At 65.1% G+C, this 13,792-nt stretch carries 16 protein-coding genes; 11 read left to right on the top strand and 5 right to left on the bottom strand.

Annotated elements, in window-relative coordinates; genetic code table 11:
• Positions 1-19: 19 nt before the first annotated feature.
• Positions 20-631 carry a lysophospholipid acyltransferase family protein gene (locus OIK44_RS07220; RefSeq protein WP_273670050.1) on the bottom strand — a complete coding sequence of 204 codons (612 nt, stop codon included), beginning with the start codon at positions 629-631 and terminating at the stop codon, positions 20-22.
• A 176-nt stretch (positions 632-807) separates the two neighbouring features.
• Here OIK44_RS07220 and OIK44_RS07215 point away from each other — a divergent pair, with 176 nt between their 5' ends.
• From OIK44_RS07215 to OIK44_RS07205, 3 genes are all read left to right on the top strand, one after another.
• Positions 808-2,082, top strand: a complete 1,275-nt coding sequence (locus OIK44_RS07215) for an MFS transporter (protein WP_273670049.1) — start codon at positions 808-810, stop codon at positions 2,080-2,082.
• A gap of 66 nt (positions 2,083-2,148) precedes the next feature.
• Positions 2,149-2,811, top strand: coding sequence for a DUF1345 domain-containing protein (locus OIK44_RS07210; RefSeq protein ID WP_273670048.1), 663 nt, complete (start codon positions 2,149-2,151; stop codon positions 2,809-2,811).
• 275 nt (positions 2,812-3,086) lie between these two features.
• Positions 3,087-3,464, top strand: coding sequence for an HPF/RaiA family ribosome-associated protein (locus tag OIK44_RS07205; protein ID WP_273670047.1), 378 nt, complete (start codon positions 3,087-3,089; stop codon positions 3,462-3,464).
• Positions 3,465-3,525: 61 nt separating this feature from the next.
• Here OIK44_RS07205 and OIK44_RS07200 read toward each other — a convergent pair whose 3' ends face one another.
• Positions 3,526-4,305, bottom strand: a complete 780-nt coding sequence (locus tag OIK44_RS07200) for a helical backbone metal receptor (RefSeq protein WP_273670046.1) — start codon at positions 4,303-4,305, stop codon at positions 3,526-3,528.
• A 240-nt stretch (positions 4,306-4,545) separates the two neighbouring features.
• On the opposite strand from OIK44_RS07200, the gene OIK44_RS07195 reads away from it, so the two are divergent.
• Positions 4,546-5,511: a GGDEF domain-containing protein gene (locus OIK44_RS07195; RefSeq protein WP_273670045.1), complete on the top strand. Its 966-nt coding sequence runs from the start codon at positions 4,546-4,548 to the stop codon at positions 5,509-5,511.
• Here the strand turns inward: OIK44_RS07195 and OIK44_RS07190 are convergent, their stop codons facing one another.
• Complete coding sequence (locus OIK44_RS07190; RefSeq protein WP_273670044.1) at positions 5,512-6,114, bottom strand: DUF5610 domain-containing protein; 603 nt, start codon at positions 6,112-6,114, stop codon at positions 5,512-5,514.
• 169 nt (positions 6,115-6,283) lie between these two features.
• Between OIK44_RS07190 and sbcB the strand changes: the two genes are divergently transcribed.
• Positions 6,284-7,732 carry an exodeoxyribonuclease I gene (sbcB, locus tag OIK44_RS07185; protein WP_273670043.1) on the top strand — a complete coding sequence of 483 codons (1,449 nt, stop codon included), beginning with the start codon at positions 6,284-6,286 and terminating at the stop codon, positions 7,730-7,732.
• A 50-nt stretch (positions 7,733-7,782) separates the two neighbouring features.
• Here the strand turns inward: sbcB and pyrF are convergent, their stop codons facing one another.
• On the bottom strand, positions 7,783-8,604 hold the full coding sequence (pyrF, locus tag OIK44_RS07180) for an orotidine-5'-phosphate decarboxylase (RefSeq protein ID WP_273670042.1): 822 nt from the start codon (positions 8,602-8,604) through the stop codon (positions 7,783-7,785).
• 205 nt (positions 8,605-8,809) lie between these two features.
• On the opposite strand from pyrF, the gene OIK44_RS07175 reads away from it, so the two are divergent.
• The 5 genes from OIK44_RS07175 (at position 8,810) to OIK44_RS07155 (ending at position 12,457) form a co-directional block, all read left to right on the top strand.
• Positions 8,810-9,394, top strand: coding sequence for a LemA family protein (locus OIK44_RS07175; protein ID WP_273670356.1), 585 nt, complete (start codon positions 8,810-8,812; stop codon positions 9,392-9,394).
• A gap of 1 nt (position 9,395) precedes the next feature.
• A complete protein-coding gene (locus OIK44_RS07170; protein ID WP_273670041.1) occupies positions 9,396-10,223 on the top strand; it encodes a TPM domain-containing protein in 828 nt (275 codons plus the stop codon).
• Positions 10,223-10,744 (top strand): TPM domain-containing protein, encoded by a 522-nt coding sequence (locus tag OIK44_RS07165; RefSeq protein ID WP_273670040.1) that lies wholly within the window; start codon positions 10,223-10,225, stop codon positions 10,742-10,744. Before OIK44_RS07170 ends, OIK44_RS07165 begins: the two co-directional genes overlap by 1 nt.
• Before the next feature lie 55 nt (positions 10,745-10,799).
• Positions 10,800-11,564 (top strand): SDR family NAD(P)-dependent oxidoreductase, encoded by a 765-nt coding sequence (locus OIK44_RS07160; RefSeq protein WP_273670039.1) that lies wholly within the window; start codon positions 10,800-10,802, stop codon positions 11,562-11,564.
• Positions 11,565-12,055: 491 nt separating this feature from the next.
• Positions 12,056-12,457: a VanZ family protein gene (locus tag OIK44_RS07155; protein ID WP_273670038.1), complete on the top strand. Its 402-nt coding sequence runs from the start codon at positions 12,056-12,058 to the stop codon at positions 12,455-12,457.
• Positions 12,458-12,489: 32 nt separating this feature from the next.
• On the opposite strand, the gene OIK44_RS07150 is transcribed toward OIK44_RS07155, so the two are convergent.
• Positions 12,490-12,786, bottom strand: coding sequence for a hypothetical protein (locus tag OIK44_RS07150; protein ID WP_273670037.1), 297 nt, complete (start codon positions 12,784-12,786; stop codon positions 12,490-12,492).
• 369 nt (positions 12,787-13,155) lie between these two features.
• Here OIK44_RS07150 and OIK44_RS07145 point away from each other — a divergent pair, with 369 nt between their 5' ends.
• The gene (locus tag OIK44_RS07145) at positions 13,156-13,587 is read left to right on the top strand and encodes a hypothetical protein (RefSeq protein WP_273670036.1); all 432 of its coding nucleotides are present in this window, start codon (positions 13,156-13,158) and stop codon (positions 13,585-13,587) included.
• Positions 13,588-13,792 lie beyond the last annotated feature (205 nt).

The raw sequence follows: 13,792 nt of genomic DNA, 5'->3' as shown, positions 1-13,792 counted from the left end.
GTCGTCAGGGGGCGGCCGCTCAGTCCGGTCCGCGCTTGGTGCAGATGCGCGCCGCGTCGAACTGGTCCTGGTTCTTGCCCGTCACGCCACGGTAGAACTGCTGGATCTGCTCCATGTCGCGCTCGATGTCGCCGCTGGTGTGGAACATCCGGCCGATGCCGCCGGCCTTGCGCTTGAAGTCGAGGTAGGCCAGCGCCACCGGCACGCCGGCGCCGTGGGCGATGTGGTAAAAGCCCGTCTTCCAGTGGCTGACGCGGCCGCGCGTGCCCTCGGGCGCGACGATCACCACCAGCCGCTCCTGGCGCGCGAAGGCGTCGACCGTCGCCTGCACCATGTTCTTGGTGGCGCTGCGGTCGACGGCGATGCCGCCCAGCCAGCGCGCCAGCGGCCCCAGCGGCCATTGGAACAGGCTCGCCTTGCCCACCCAGTACACGCGCAGACGCAGCGCGAAGCACAACATCAGCGTGTACGGAAAATCCCAGTTGCTCGTATGCGGCGCGGCGATCAGCACGTATTTCGGATCGGCGGGCTGGATGCCCTCCGTTTTCCAGCCGAGCAGGCGCAGCATGGCGACGGAAAACCAGCGCATCAGGGTGTTAATAACAGGGGTGTCGAAAATTGTCTTATGCATGGCGAACGACAGGGGAAAAGCTTGTCAGGCGGGGGTGAAGGGCGGGCTGGGCGGCGGAAAGACTGTTTCGGCTGGGCATCATGCAGCGATGCCATACATCAGGCACAATGGTGCGAAATAATTTCCAGCCGACCAGTATTTTAATCTACGCCGGCCCGGCCCCCTAGAAAGTCTTCATGAGCACGCCCTCTTCGAGCAACGGATTCAGCGTTTTACGGCACCGCAATTTCGCGTTTTACCTGTCCGCCCGCGTCCTCGGCACGCTGGCCGTGCAGATGCAAAGCGTGGCCATCGGCTGGCAGGTCTACCAGTTGACGGGCAGCCTGTTCGACCTCGGCCTGATCGGCCTGGCCCAGTTCGCCCCCTTCCTGCTGCTGATCCTGATCGCCGGCCACGCGGCCGACCGCTACAACCGCCGCAACATCATCGCCCTGTGCCTCGTCGCGCAACTGCTGTGCGCGCTGGCCCTGCTGGCCTTCACCGTGGCCGGCCTGGGCGTCGTCTGGCCCGTGTTCGCCGTGCTGGTGCTGTTCGGCAGCGCGCGCGCCTTCATGATGCCGGCCACCCAGGCCGTGCTGGTCAACATGGTGCCGGCGGCAAGCTTCAGCAAGGCCGTCGCCCTCAGCTCGTCAAGCTTCCACGTCGCCGTCATCCTCGGGCCGACGCTGGGCGGCCTGCTCTACCTGGCCGGGCCGGGCGTGGTCTACCTGGCGGCGGCGACGCTGCTGAGCGTCTCCGTGTTACTGATGCGCATGACGCACGCGGCGCCGCAGGCCACCAGCCGCGAGCCGGCCAGCTGGCACACCGTGCTCGAAGGGCTGCGCTTCGTCTGGTCGAAGCCGGTGGTGCTGGGCGCCATCTCGCTGGACCTGTTCGCCGTGCTGTTCGGCGGCGCCACGGCGCTGCTGCCGGCGCTGGCGCACGACGTGCTGCACACCGGGCCGACCGGCCTGGGCCTGCTGCGCACGGCGCCCGGCATGGGCGCCGCGCTGTGCTCGGTGGCACTGGCCTTCTTCCCCATCACGCGCCGGGTCGGCCTGTGGATGTTCGGCGGCGTCGCCGTGTTCGGCCTGGCCACCATCGTGCTGGGCGCCACCGGCAGCGTCGCCGTCGCCCTCGTCGCCCTGTTCCTGATGGGCGCCGGCGACATGGTCAGCGTCTACATCCGCCACCTGCTGGTGCAATTCGAGACCCCGGACGCGATCCGCGGCCGCGTCAGCGCCGTCAACGCCGTCTTCATCGGCGCCTCCAACGAACTGGGCGAATTCGAATCGGGCCTGACGGCCGGCTGGTTCGGCCTGGTGCGCGCCGTCCTGTTCGGCGGCGCCGCCACCGTCGTCGTCACGGCCACGTGGGCGCTGGGCTTCCCGGTGCTGTCGCGCATGGACCGCTTCCCCCACCACGAGAAGGAAGAGGCGGCCCGCGCCGAAAAAAGCGCCGGCGCCGCCTGAAATCGGCGCCGCATGGGCGGCGCCAGGCGGTAAGATGCGCTGTCAACATTGCCCTCGCGAACCGCCATGCGCATCCCCCTCCCCTTCCACACCTTCGTCCGCAGCCGCCCGCACCTGAGCCTGGCAATCGCCCTGGGCCTCGCCGTCGGCCTGCTGCTGCCGGACGCCTGGCAACTGATGACGCGCCTGCTGACGGCCTGGAACGTCGCCGTCTGGGCCTACCTGCTCACCGTGGCGACGATGATGATGCGGGCCGACCACCGCAAAGTGAGGGACATGTCGGCGCGCCAGGACGAGCGCGCCGCGCTGGTGCTGGTGACGCTGTCGGTGGCCGCCATCATGAGCCTGGCGGCGATCATTTCGCAATTGTCGGCGCTCCAGCACATGACGCCCGACGCAAAGGCGCTGCACTACGGCTTCACCGTCATCACCCTGCTCGGCTCCTGGTTCCTCGTCGGCACCCTGTTCTGCGTCCACTACGCCCACCTGTACTACCAGGGCGGCAAGGACAAGCCGCTGCAATTTCCCGAAGGCGAGGACAATCCCGACTACTGGGACTTCCTGTACTTCGCCTTCACCGTCGCCGTCGCCGCGCAGACCTCGGACGTCAGCGTGCGCACGCGGGGCATGCGCAAAATCGTCCTGGCCCAGTCGGTGCTGAGCTTCTTCTTCAACCTCGTCGTGCTGGGCCTGTCGATCAACATCGCGGCCGGCCTAATCAACGGCTAAGGCGGCGCCACAGCCGGGGACAGACCACGATTTTTCAAGAAATAATTTTTTGAAAAACATGATCTGTCCCCGGCTGGGCAGGCGAACGGCACTGGCAAGAATGGGGAAAAGGTGTAAGATAAATCCGTGTGCAAAACGTTGTAGCCAAGTTGGATTTGGCGCGGGGACAGTTCGCGCCAAACGCACGCAGGCAAGGCGCTGGATGTCAATGCTACGACTGCAGCGCCGCGCCGCCGGCTTGGCAGGGTTTATTTTTGAATAACCGGAGTGAGCATATGCAAATCAACATCAATACCGACAGCACCATTGAACGCAACGCTGGATTAACCGAGCACGTGCAGTCCGTAGTTGAATCAGCCGTCAACCGTTTTCGCGACAACATCACCCGCGTCGAAGTTCACCTCAGTGACAACAACAGCCAGAAATCGGCCGACGGCGACAACCGCTGCCTGATGGAAGCGCGCATCACCGGCTACCAGCCGATCGCCGTCAGCGACCACAACGCCACCCTGCACCAGGCCATCGCCGGCGCGGCCGAGAAACTCAAGCGCGCCATTGACAGCGCGCTGGGACGGCTGCACGACAGCAAGCGCCACGCCAGCGGCAAAGTGGCGGCCGACGCCGACGCCGAAACCGACGACATCAGCGAATAAACCGCTCAGCTAGCAAAGGATGCTGGCGGCCGCCCAGGCCGCCAGTGCTACCCGCCCCGCCTCACGCCCCGGCCAGTTCGCGCAGATAGCGCAAACCCGCCAAAGAACGGCTGCCGTACCACGACATCATCTCCCCATCGAGCAACTGCACGGGCTTACCGATTTGCCGCTCCAGCGCATCGACATGCGCCTCGGTGAAACGATATGGCTCGCTCGACAACAGCACGCCGTCCAGCGACGCGAGCAATTCCTCACTCCAGTCGAAACGGGGATAGCGGGCGGCGCCCAAATCGGGCACGCGCCAGCCGATCTGCGCCAGCATATTGGCGATATAGGTATCGCGCGAGACGGCCATCCACGGATCCTGCCAGATGCAATACAACATGGTCCGGGGCGGCCCCTTGGGCGCGGCCTGCAACAAGGCCCACTCCGCCTCGAAGGCGGCGCACCAGGCCTCGGCCCTGGCCTCGGCGCAAAAAATGCCGCCCATCAAACGGGCCAGCGCCACATTATCGCGCGGCGCCAGCGGATGCGTGACCACCACATGCGGGACAAACTCCGCCAAGGCCGCCACGGTGGGCCGCTCATTCTCATCGACATTCACCACCAGATGCGAGGGCGCGAGCGCGCGTATCCTCTCGACATTCACATCCTTGGTGCCGCCGACCTTGGCGATCGCCCGCACGGAGTCGGCCGGATGGACACAAAAGCCCGTGCGGCCGACGAGCTGCCCGGCCAAACCCAAATCGCACAACAACTCCGTAATTGACGGCACCAGCGACACAATCCGCGCCTTAGCGTCGGCCGCATGCACCGTCCCCACCGCATCCATCCAAGCCATCGCACCTCCGCAGCACACCCAGGCCGCCATTGAACCACGAGCCGGCCCGGCACGCCAGCGCCGCGCCAAAACCGCCATGTCTAGACCTGACCCCAGGGGCGTTTTTCAATACTGGGGTCAGGTCTAGACATGGCGGTTTTTTGCCGTGGGCAATGGCCGCCGCTGACCAGGCGGGTAAGTTGCGCTATGATTGCTGCACCGGCGTTACCGTTGAGTTTCTCGCTTTTTGAAAGTTTTATTTTGGAACATATTGGTCTTTTTGGCGCTTCGAGTTATCAGGTCGGCGATTTGCAGTTGTTCCGGGATTCGGCCGACGCCGCCGTCGCGGCCTTGTTGGCCACTTGCCCGCTGGTCCGTCTGCAACCAGGCCAGGCAATCGCCGACGCCCGCCGGGCCCGTTTGTATATCGTCTTGCGCGGCGCGCTGGAGGTCGCCACGGATACGGCCACCGGCATGGCCGATGGCACGGTCAGCAAGGTGTTGCCGGGCGAGAGCGTCGGCGAGCAGTCGGTGCTCGACGAGGAAAGCAATTTGTCGGCCATTTCCGCCGTCGAGGAGACGGATTTGCTGGTCATCGAGGCCGAGCTGGTGTGGCAGTTGATCGATGCGTCGAACGCGCTGGCGCGCAATTTGCTGCGTCTGTTGTCCTTCCGCATACGCGCCGCCAACGCCCAGTTGCGCCGGCGCCAGAAGGTCGGCGAGTTTTACCGGCAGTTGTCGATGGTCGACGGTTTGACGGGCTTGTATAACCGCGCCTGGTTGAATGATTTGTTGCCGACGATGGTCGCGACGGCACACGGCGCCAACACGCCGCTGTCGCTGATCATGATAGACCTCGACCATTTCAAGCGCTTCAACGATAGCCACGGCCATCTGGCCGGCGACCAGGCGCTGCGCGCTGCGGCCCAGGTGCTCAGCGCGGCGCTGCGCCCGAACGATTGCGCGGTGCGCTACGGCGGCGAGGAGATGATGGTGATTTTGCCCGACACCAGCGACAAGGTGGCCGCGCTGGTGGCCGAGCGCCTGTGCGAGCGCCTGCGGCAGTCGGTGGTGTTCGCCGATATGCGCTGTCCCTTGCCGCATGTGACGGCTTCCTTCGGCGTCGCCCCGCTGGCGCCCGGCCAGGACGAGCACGCGCTGATCGCCGCCGCCGACGCCGCCCTATACCGCGCCAAGCACGCGGGGCGCAACCGCGTGTCGACTTGATTAGCCTGGTTTAACCGGAGTTGCCGGCTCTTTCGTATCGGTTTCCGGTTTTTTCTTGTGCGCCGCCTCGAAGTCGGCGTAGCCTTTCTGAACCAGCTGGTAGGTCTTGTCGATCTCGCCGGCGAGCTCGCCTTTGAACACGTTCAAGCCCTTCAGGATGTCGGCCGCCTCCTTGTAGCCGCGCTCGAAGCCGCCGCGTATGGTTTCCATGAACTTGCCCAGCGCGGCGTCCTCGTCTTCGCCCGGATGCTGTTTCTTGTACGATTCGAAAAATCCCGTCGACAGCGAGACAATGCGCCCCGCCGTGGCGGCCGCCGAATTGTCCTGGGCGGCGGCGTTTTCGATGGCGTTCTCGCCAAATTCGCCGCGCAGGGTTTCGTTGATGCTGGTGATGGCCGATTTGAGCAGCAGCGTGAGCGGTTTGTTTTCCGCGCCCATCGAGACGCTGACAGACGCCTCCAGGATGGCGGCGTTCTGTTGCAGCTTGGCTTTGGCGGACGGCGACATCTCGGCGGCCACGTCGCGCGGCTTGACCTTGTCCGGCCCGCCGCGCAGTTCGGCGGCGTTCTTGCCGGAAGCGGCGATGGATATGGAATTTGACACAATAGCTCTCCTTGGACGCGCATTCTGTGTAAACATACGGGCTTGCCGGGGGAGAGCGCGCCGCCGCCCCGAAAAAGCCAACTCAACAGTGGTAACGGCAGAATGCGGACAAACTGAAGGACGCCCCGCCGCGCGCGCGGGCGCCACGACTATTTTTTAGCGATACACGATGACTAAGCAGACTTTCCTTTGGCACGATTATGAAACCTTTGGCGCGCAGCCGCGCCGCGACCGCCCGGCCCAGTTCGCCGCGATCCGCACCGACGCCGAGCTCAATGAAATCGGCGCGCCCATCATGTTGTTTTGCCAACCGGCGCCGGACTTCCTGCCCGATCCGCAATCCTGCCTGATCACCGGCATCACGCCGCAGCAATGCCTGGAACAGGGCGTGCCGGAGCACCAGTTCGCCGCCACGATCGAGCAGGCGTTTGCGCTGCCGGGCACGGTCGGCGTCGGCTACAACACGATACGCTTCGACGACGAGATCACCCGCTTCATGTTTTGGCGCAACCTGATCGATCCCTATGCGCGCGAATGGCAGAACCAGTGCGGCCGCTGGGACATCCTCGACGTGGTGCGCATGACGTATGCGCTGCGCCCCGAGGGCATCGTCTGGCCGACGAAGGAAGACGGCCGCCCCAGCTTCCGCCTCGAACACCTGTGCGCGGCCAACGGCCTGCTGCACGAATCGGCCCACGACGCGCTGTCGGACGTGCGCGCGACGATCGCGCTGGCCCGCCTGATCCGGCAAAAGCAGCCGAAGCTGTTCGATTTCTGTTTCGCGCTGCACAAGAAGGAGCGGGTCGCCGACGAGATGGGCATGAATTTGGCGCCGGCGACGCGCCAGCCTTTCCTGCACGTGTCGGGCATGTTCCCGGCCGAGCGCGGCTGCATCGGCCTGGTCTGGCCGCTGGCCACCCATCCGAGCAATAAAAACGAGGTCATCGTCTGGGATTGCAGTTACGACCCGGCCGAGCTGTTCACGCTGGACGCGGCGACGATACGCACGCGCCTGTTCACGCGCAGCGACGCGCTGCCCGAGGGCGTGACGCGCCTGCCCGTGAAAAGCATCCATATGAACAAGTCGCCCATGTTGGTCGGCAATGTCAAGACGCTGTCGCCGGCCATGGCCGCGCGCTGGGGCATCGACCTGGACGCGGCGCGCGCCCACGCGGCCAAGGCGGCCGGCGGGCCGGACATGACGGCCGTCTGGGCCGAGGTGTTCCGCCGCCCCGGCGCGGCCGAAGCCGTCGATGTCGACGAGGATCTGTACGGCGGCTTCATCAGCAACGACGACCGCCGCCTGCTGGAATCGCTGCGCAAAGAAAGCCCGCAGCGCCTGGCCAGCGCCCGCCCCTCGTTCGGCGACGCGCGCCTGCAGGAATTGCTGTTCCGCTACCGCGCGCGCAACTTCCCCGCCACCTTGAGCGCGGACGAGGCCGAGCGCTGGGAAGAGCACCGCGCCGCCCGCCTGTTCGACGGCGCCGCCGGGGCGCGCACGGTGGATGATTTGTTCAGCGAGATAGACCAGTTGTCGGAAACGGCCGACGAGCGCGGCGAGCAAATCCTCGGCGCGCTGTACGACTACGCCGAGATCGTCGCGCCGCAGCGCCAGTAGCGCGGGCGCAAGAAGCCGGCGGCCGCGCGGAGCGGCGCCGGCGCGCGGCCTCAGCCGCGGTGCTGATTGATGGCGTCGCGGGTTTCCAGCGCCACCCGGCGGGCGGCGGCGGCGTAGTCCTCGCCCTGCTCCGGCTTGGCGTAGATGATGGCCCGCGAGGAGTTGATCATCATGCCCATGCCGTTCGCCGTCTTGCCGGCGGCCACCGTGGCGGCCACGTCGCCGCCCTGGGCGCCGACGCCCGGCACCAGCAGCGGCATGTCGCCGACGATGGCGCGCACCTGCGCCAGTTCCTCGGGGAAGGTGGCGCCGACGACGAGCGCGCACTGGCCGTTCTTGTTCCACTTCTCCGCGACCAGGCGGGCCACGTGCTGGTACAGGGGCTTGCCGTCGACGTTCAGGAATTGCAGGTCGGAGCCGCCCGGGTTCGAGGTGCGGCACAGGATGATGACGCCGCGGTCGGCCCACTCCATATACGGCTCGACCGAGTCGGCGCCCATGTAAGGGTTGACGGTGACGGCGTCGGCGCCGTAGCGCTCGAAAGCCTCGCGCGCGTACTGGCTCGCCGTGGCGCCGATGTCGCCGCGCTTGGCGTCGAGGATCAGGGGAATATGCGGGTAGTTCTCGCGCACATAGCGGCAGATGTCTTCCAGTTGGCGTTCCGCGCCGAGCGCGGCGAAATACGCGATCTGCGGCTTGAACGAGCACGCCAGGTCGGCGGTGGCGTCGATGATCTGGGTGCAGAAGGTGAAAATGCCGTCCGGCTGCCCGCGCAGGTGCTGCGGCAGCTTGGCGATGTCGGGGTCGAGGCCGACGCACAGCAGGGAATTGTTGGCCGTCCACGCGGCGGATAATTTATTGATGAAATTCACGGCGCGCCTTTATCTATGCAGTTGCAAACCCCGCATTGTACCGTCCGCGGGCCGGGAAAGCCGCAAAGCGGCGGCGGCGCGCGCGATTTAAAGACGGCCGCGGCGAAGCATCTTGCCAAGTTTGGAGTATATTTAAGCCACCTTCCCACACGCGCGCAGCGCCACCCTCATCATGCCTATCATCGCCAACCGCTTCTCCCCCTGGATGCGCCTGGTTCTCGTGCTGGGTCTCCTCGCCGGCCTGCTGTCGGGCTGCGGCTACAACCAGTTCCAGAGCAAGGACGAGGCGAGCAAGGCCGCCTGGGGCGAGGTGGTGAACCAGTATCAACGGCGCGCCGACCTGATCCCCAACCTCGTCAACACCGTCAAGGGCTACGCCACCCACGAGCGGGAAACGCTGGAATCGGTGACGCGGGCGCGCGCCGCCGCCACCAGCTTCCAGATCACGCCCGAGGTGCTGAACAACCCGGCCGCCTTCCAAAAATTCCAGCAGGTACAGGGCGAGTTGTCGTCGGCGCTGTCGCGGCTGATGGCCGTGTCGGAGAAATATCCGGATCTGAAGGCTGACACCAGTTTCCGCGACTTGCAGTCGCAGCTGGAAGGCACGGAAAACCGCATCACCGTGGCGCGCCAGCGCTATATCGCCGCCATCCAGGAGTACAACGTGCTGGCGCGCAGCTTCCCCAGCAATCTGACGGCGATGCTGTTCGGTTACCAGGTCAAGCCCTCTTTCAGCGTCGAGAACGAGAAGGCGATATCGACCGCTCCCGCCGTCAACTTCGGTAAATAACATGGGTATCGCGCGCAAACTGGCCGCCCTTGCCTGTGCGCTGGGCCTGCTGCTGGCCGGCGCGCTGGCCGGCGCGCAACAACTGGTGCCGGTGCCGCCGCTGCGCGCCCACGTCAGCGACGGCGCCGGCATGCTCGACGGCCAGCAGCGCGCCGCGCTGGAGGGCGTGCTGGCCGATTACGAGGCGAAGACCGGCAGCCAGATCGCCGTCCTGCTGGTGGCCAGCACCGCGCCGGAAGCCATCGAGCAATACGGCATCCGCGTCGCCGACGCGTGGAAGCTGGGGCGCAAGGGCGTCGACGACGGCGTGTTGCTGCTGGTGGCCAAGGACAATCCGCCGGCGCTGCGGCGCCTGCGCATCGAGGCCGGGCGCGGCGTGCAGGGCGTGCTGACGGATGCGCAGTCGAAGCGCGTGCTGCAGGACGTGATCGCGCCGCATTTCCGCCAAAACGATTACTACGGCGGCCTGGTCGCCGGGGTCGGCGCCATTGCCGCGCTGCTCAATCAGGAGCAATTTCCCGCCGCCAAGCAGACGCGCGCGGCCGAGGCCGGCGACACGGCCGCCTTCTGGGGACCGCTGTTGCTGTTCGGCGTACTGGCGCTGGCGGCAATGTTGCGCTCGCGCGGAGGCCCGCCGCGCCTGCACCACGGCGGCTGGGCGCGCGACGCCAGCGGCGTGCTGCTAGGCGCCGCGCTGGGGCGGGCTTTGGGCGGCGGCCACGCCGGCGGCGGCGGGTTCGGCGGCGACGGCGGTGGCTTCGGCGGGGGCGGCGGCATCTCCGGTGGCGGCGGCAGTTTCGATGGCGGCGGCGCCTCGGGGAACTGGTGATGAAGGCGCCCGCCTCCTTCTGGCAGCGCTGCCGGCGCGCCCTGCCCCACCTGCGCAGCACGGCGGCGGCCGCCCGCGCGGCGTTTCCCGATGCCAGCCTGCACGCCATTGAACAAGCCATCGCACAGGGCGAGCAAACCCACACGGCGGAAATCCGCCTGATTCTGGAAGCGTCGCTGGGCATCGGCGACATTTTCCGCGACGTCGGCAACCGCCAGCGGGCGCTGACCCTGTTCGCCCAATACGGCGTGTGGGACACGGAAGAGAATTGCGGTGTGCTGATCTATGTCAACCTGGCCGAGCGGCAAGTCGACATCGTTGCCGACCGCAACGTCGGGCGCCGCATCGCCCCCGCCGAATGGCAGGCGATTTGCCAGACGATGACGCAGGGCTACGCCGGCGGCGCATACCACGACAGCACGCTGCGGGCGATCGCCGCCCTCAACGAGCTGCTGCGCAAGCATTTCCCCGCCGACGGCGCACGCCCCAACCAGTTGCCGAACCAGGCCATCATTATTTGACGAGGCGCCGCCGTGGCGCGCGCCTTGCCCCCTCATACTCTATTGGGAAAGCGTAATGAAACTAGTCCAACAAGTAGCCATCGTGACCGGCGCAACCCAGGGTATCGGCCTGGCCTGCGCGCAACGCCTGATCGCCGAAGGGGCCAGCGTGATGCTGGTCGACATCAAACCCGAGGGCGAGCAAGCCGCCGCCGCGCTGGGGCCGCAAGCCTGCTTTTTCACCGCCGACGTCAGCCAGAAAGCCGACGTCGACGCCCTCCTCGCGGCGACGCTGGCGCGCTTCGGGCGAATCGACATTCTCGTCAATAACGCCGGCATCACCCACGCGGCCGACTTTCTCGACCTGAGCGAAGACGATTTCGACCGCGTCATCCGCATCAACCTGAAATCCATGTTCCTGTGCGGCCAGGCCGTCGCGCGCGAAATGGTCAAGCAGCGCAGCGGCTGCATCATCAACATGTCGAGCGTCAACGCCACGCTGGCGATCCCGAACCAGGTGCCGTATGTGGTGTCCAAAGGCGGCATCAACCAACTAACCAAGGTCATGGCGCTGAACCTGGCGCCGCACGGCGTGCGCGTCAACGGCATCGGCCCCGGCACCATCCTCACCGAACTGGCCAAGCAGGCTGTGCTTTCCAGCCCGGAGGCGCGCCATACTATCCTGTCACGCACGCCGCTGGGGCGCTGCGGCGAACCGGAGGAAGTGGCCGGCATCGCCGCCTTCCTGGCCAGTGCCGACGCCACCTATATGACGGGGCAAACCATCTACGTCGACGGCGGCAGGCTGGCGCTGAACTACACGGTGCCCGTGATGGAATGAGCGCGACAAGGCATATAGATATGCCAAAATATTATATCTGATATCTGAAATTGCAATTAGACATATATGTGGCGATGCAGCATAATGCATCTGTCTCCACTATTCTCCTCCAAGAAAATAGTTTTAAGCCCGCTTTCACCAGCGGGCTTTTTTTTCGCCCCATGCTCCGCAGCGGGCTGAGGTGCGCCAAAACCGCCTATTTCAAACAAAATGACAATTTGTTGCGCTGTGTCATAGCCGTGTCATCTTCATCCCTTATGCTGGTCACATCTGCACTACACGCAACCGATATGCGTGATTGCAGCCAGGTGTGCTGTCTCGCTACGTAGCGGCACACCAACCCTTTTTTGGTGGCGTTTCAACTGCGAAGCGCCACCGCGTTGCAGGTTTCCGACTCTTGACCCTCTTTGGGTTTTTGGCCCGCTTTCACCAGCGGGCTTTTTTTTGCCTGGCAACATGCTATTGTTCCCCTTTTCCCCCTGCCACCGACCATGCGCCACACCATCGCCACGCTGCTCATTTCGTCGCGCCATCAACAACTGCGCTATCGCAGCGCCATTGTGCTCTACCTGCTGATCTTGATTCTGGGATCGCTGCCGCGCGCGCGGGCCGAAATCGCCAATTTCGCTTCCGGCCTCGTACTGCACTCGATCGCATACGCCGGCCTGACCTTCCTCCTGTTCAGCGGCACCCCGGGCACGCCGTCCCGCCGCGCCATCCAGTCGCTGGCGACGATCGCGCTGATGGGCGCCCTCGACGAGGTGGTGCAGAGTTTTTTCCCGTACCGGCACGGCACGGTCGCCGACTGGCTGGTCGATTGCAGCGCCGGCACGCTGGCCGCCGCCTTGCTGTGGGCATACTGGCCCAAGGCGGAGCGCGCCTTCCACTCCTGAAAAACGGCGCCGCCCCAGCCGCGCCGCCTCGCTTATTCCGACCTGGCGCTGTCTTCCTTGTCGAACTGAAACTGCCCCTGCCTGGCGTTGCAATTCATGCCGATCTTGCGCAAGATGGTCCGGGTTTCGCGCCGGCTGCCGGAACCCGCCGCCGCCCCGGCCGCGCGCTCGACATCCGCTTTCAGCTCGCGTAACTGCTCGGTTTTCGCCAATCTCACCAGTGCGTGCAGGCTCTGCGCCAGCTGGTATTGCCGGCGCGGTTCAGGCGCCGGACCATACACTGCAATAATTAAATCTTCGATGATTTTTTCACTCGTCCGTGTAGGCATTTTCATATTCCCGGATTTCCAAAAATCAAATTATTGCGCCGTCTTCAATTGAATAATTTGACGTTCCTCAATTGTTTCCAAGGCGATATTCAGGCCCTTGATCTCCCGCCGATGCAAGGCGCTATACGTGAAAATAAGCATTAATTCGCTTGATGCAGCTCAACCTGAAACTGGGATCGCGTGAACATCGGACCGGCTTTCCCCTCTTACCTTAGCGGCGCGGGCGAAGCGATCCGGCCAAGCCGGGGGCAGCCGAACTATTAATATCTACTTGATAATGTCATGCAGAATGTCTTGAATAATGGAGCAGTGTATTAAATAAAATTTTGCCAACAAATTCTGAGCGGAAATTTGAATAAGGAGATTATTATGGGAACGAAAAGCTACACGGTATTGGCGGGATTGATGTGCGCCGCGCTGGGCGCCTGCAGCAGCACGGACGAGCGCATCGGCGCCACCGGCGAGCCCTATGGTTCTTCCATGGCCGGCAGCAGCTACCAGGCCAGCGGCACATCCGCCGCCGACACCAGCCAGGCTTCCACGATGTCGATGCAGGGCGTGGTGCAGTCGATCGAAAGCATTCCCCGCGCACAGGCCGGCAGCATGGACTCGTCCGGCAGCACCAGCCAGTCCGGCACCTCGGGCACGCTGGGAGGGGCGGGCTCGTCCGCCGACGTCGCCTATCGCGTCACGCTGCGCCTCGACGACGGCAGCAGCAAAGTCATCACGCAGCAGTCGCAGCCCGCATTCCAGATCGGCGACCGGGTCCGCGTGGCAAACGGCATCATCCAACGCTACTAAGACGGCGCGCTGCAAGGCAGGCACGGCGGCGACGCCGGGCCTGTTTTCGTCTCGGCGTTTTCCGACAAACGCAATTTCCACGCCCACGCGCGCCGCAGGATCGGACGCAGATCCGCATACGCCGGCGGGCAGTGCCATTGCCGGCCCGCCACAGGCGCCGCATCATGTGCGCGCCGATGTAGCCGGCGCCGCCCTTGACGGGGAG

Origin of the sequence: Janthinobacterium fluminis (genome assembly GCF_028595325.1) — a bacterium.
Classification (GTDB): domain Bacteria; phylum Pseudomonadota; class Gammaproteobacteria; order Burkholderiales; family Burkholderiaceae_D; genus Janthinobacterium; species Janthinobacterium fluminis.
This window is presented reverse-complemented; position numbering and strand designations above follow the sequence as displayed.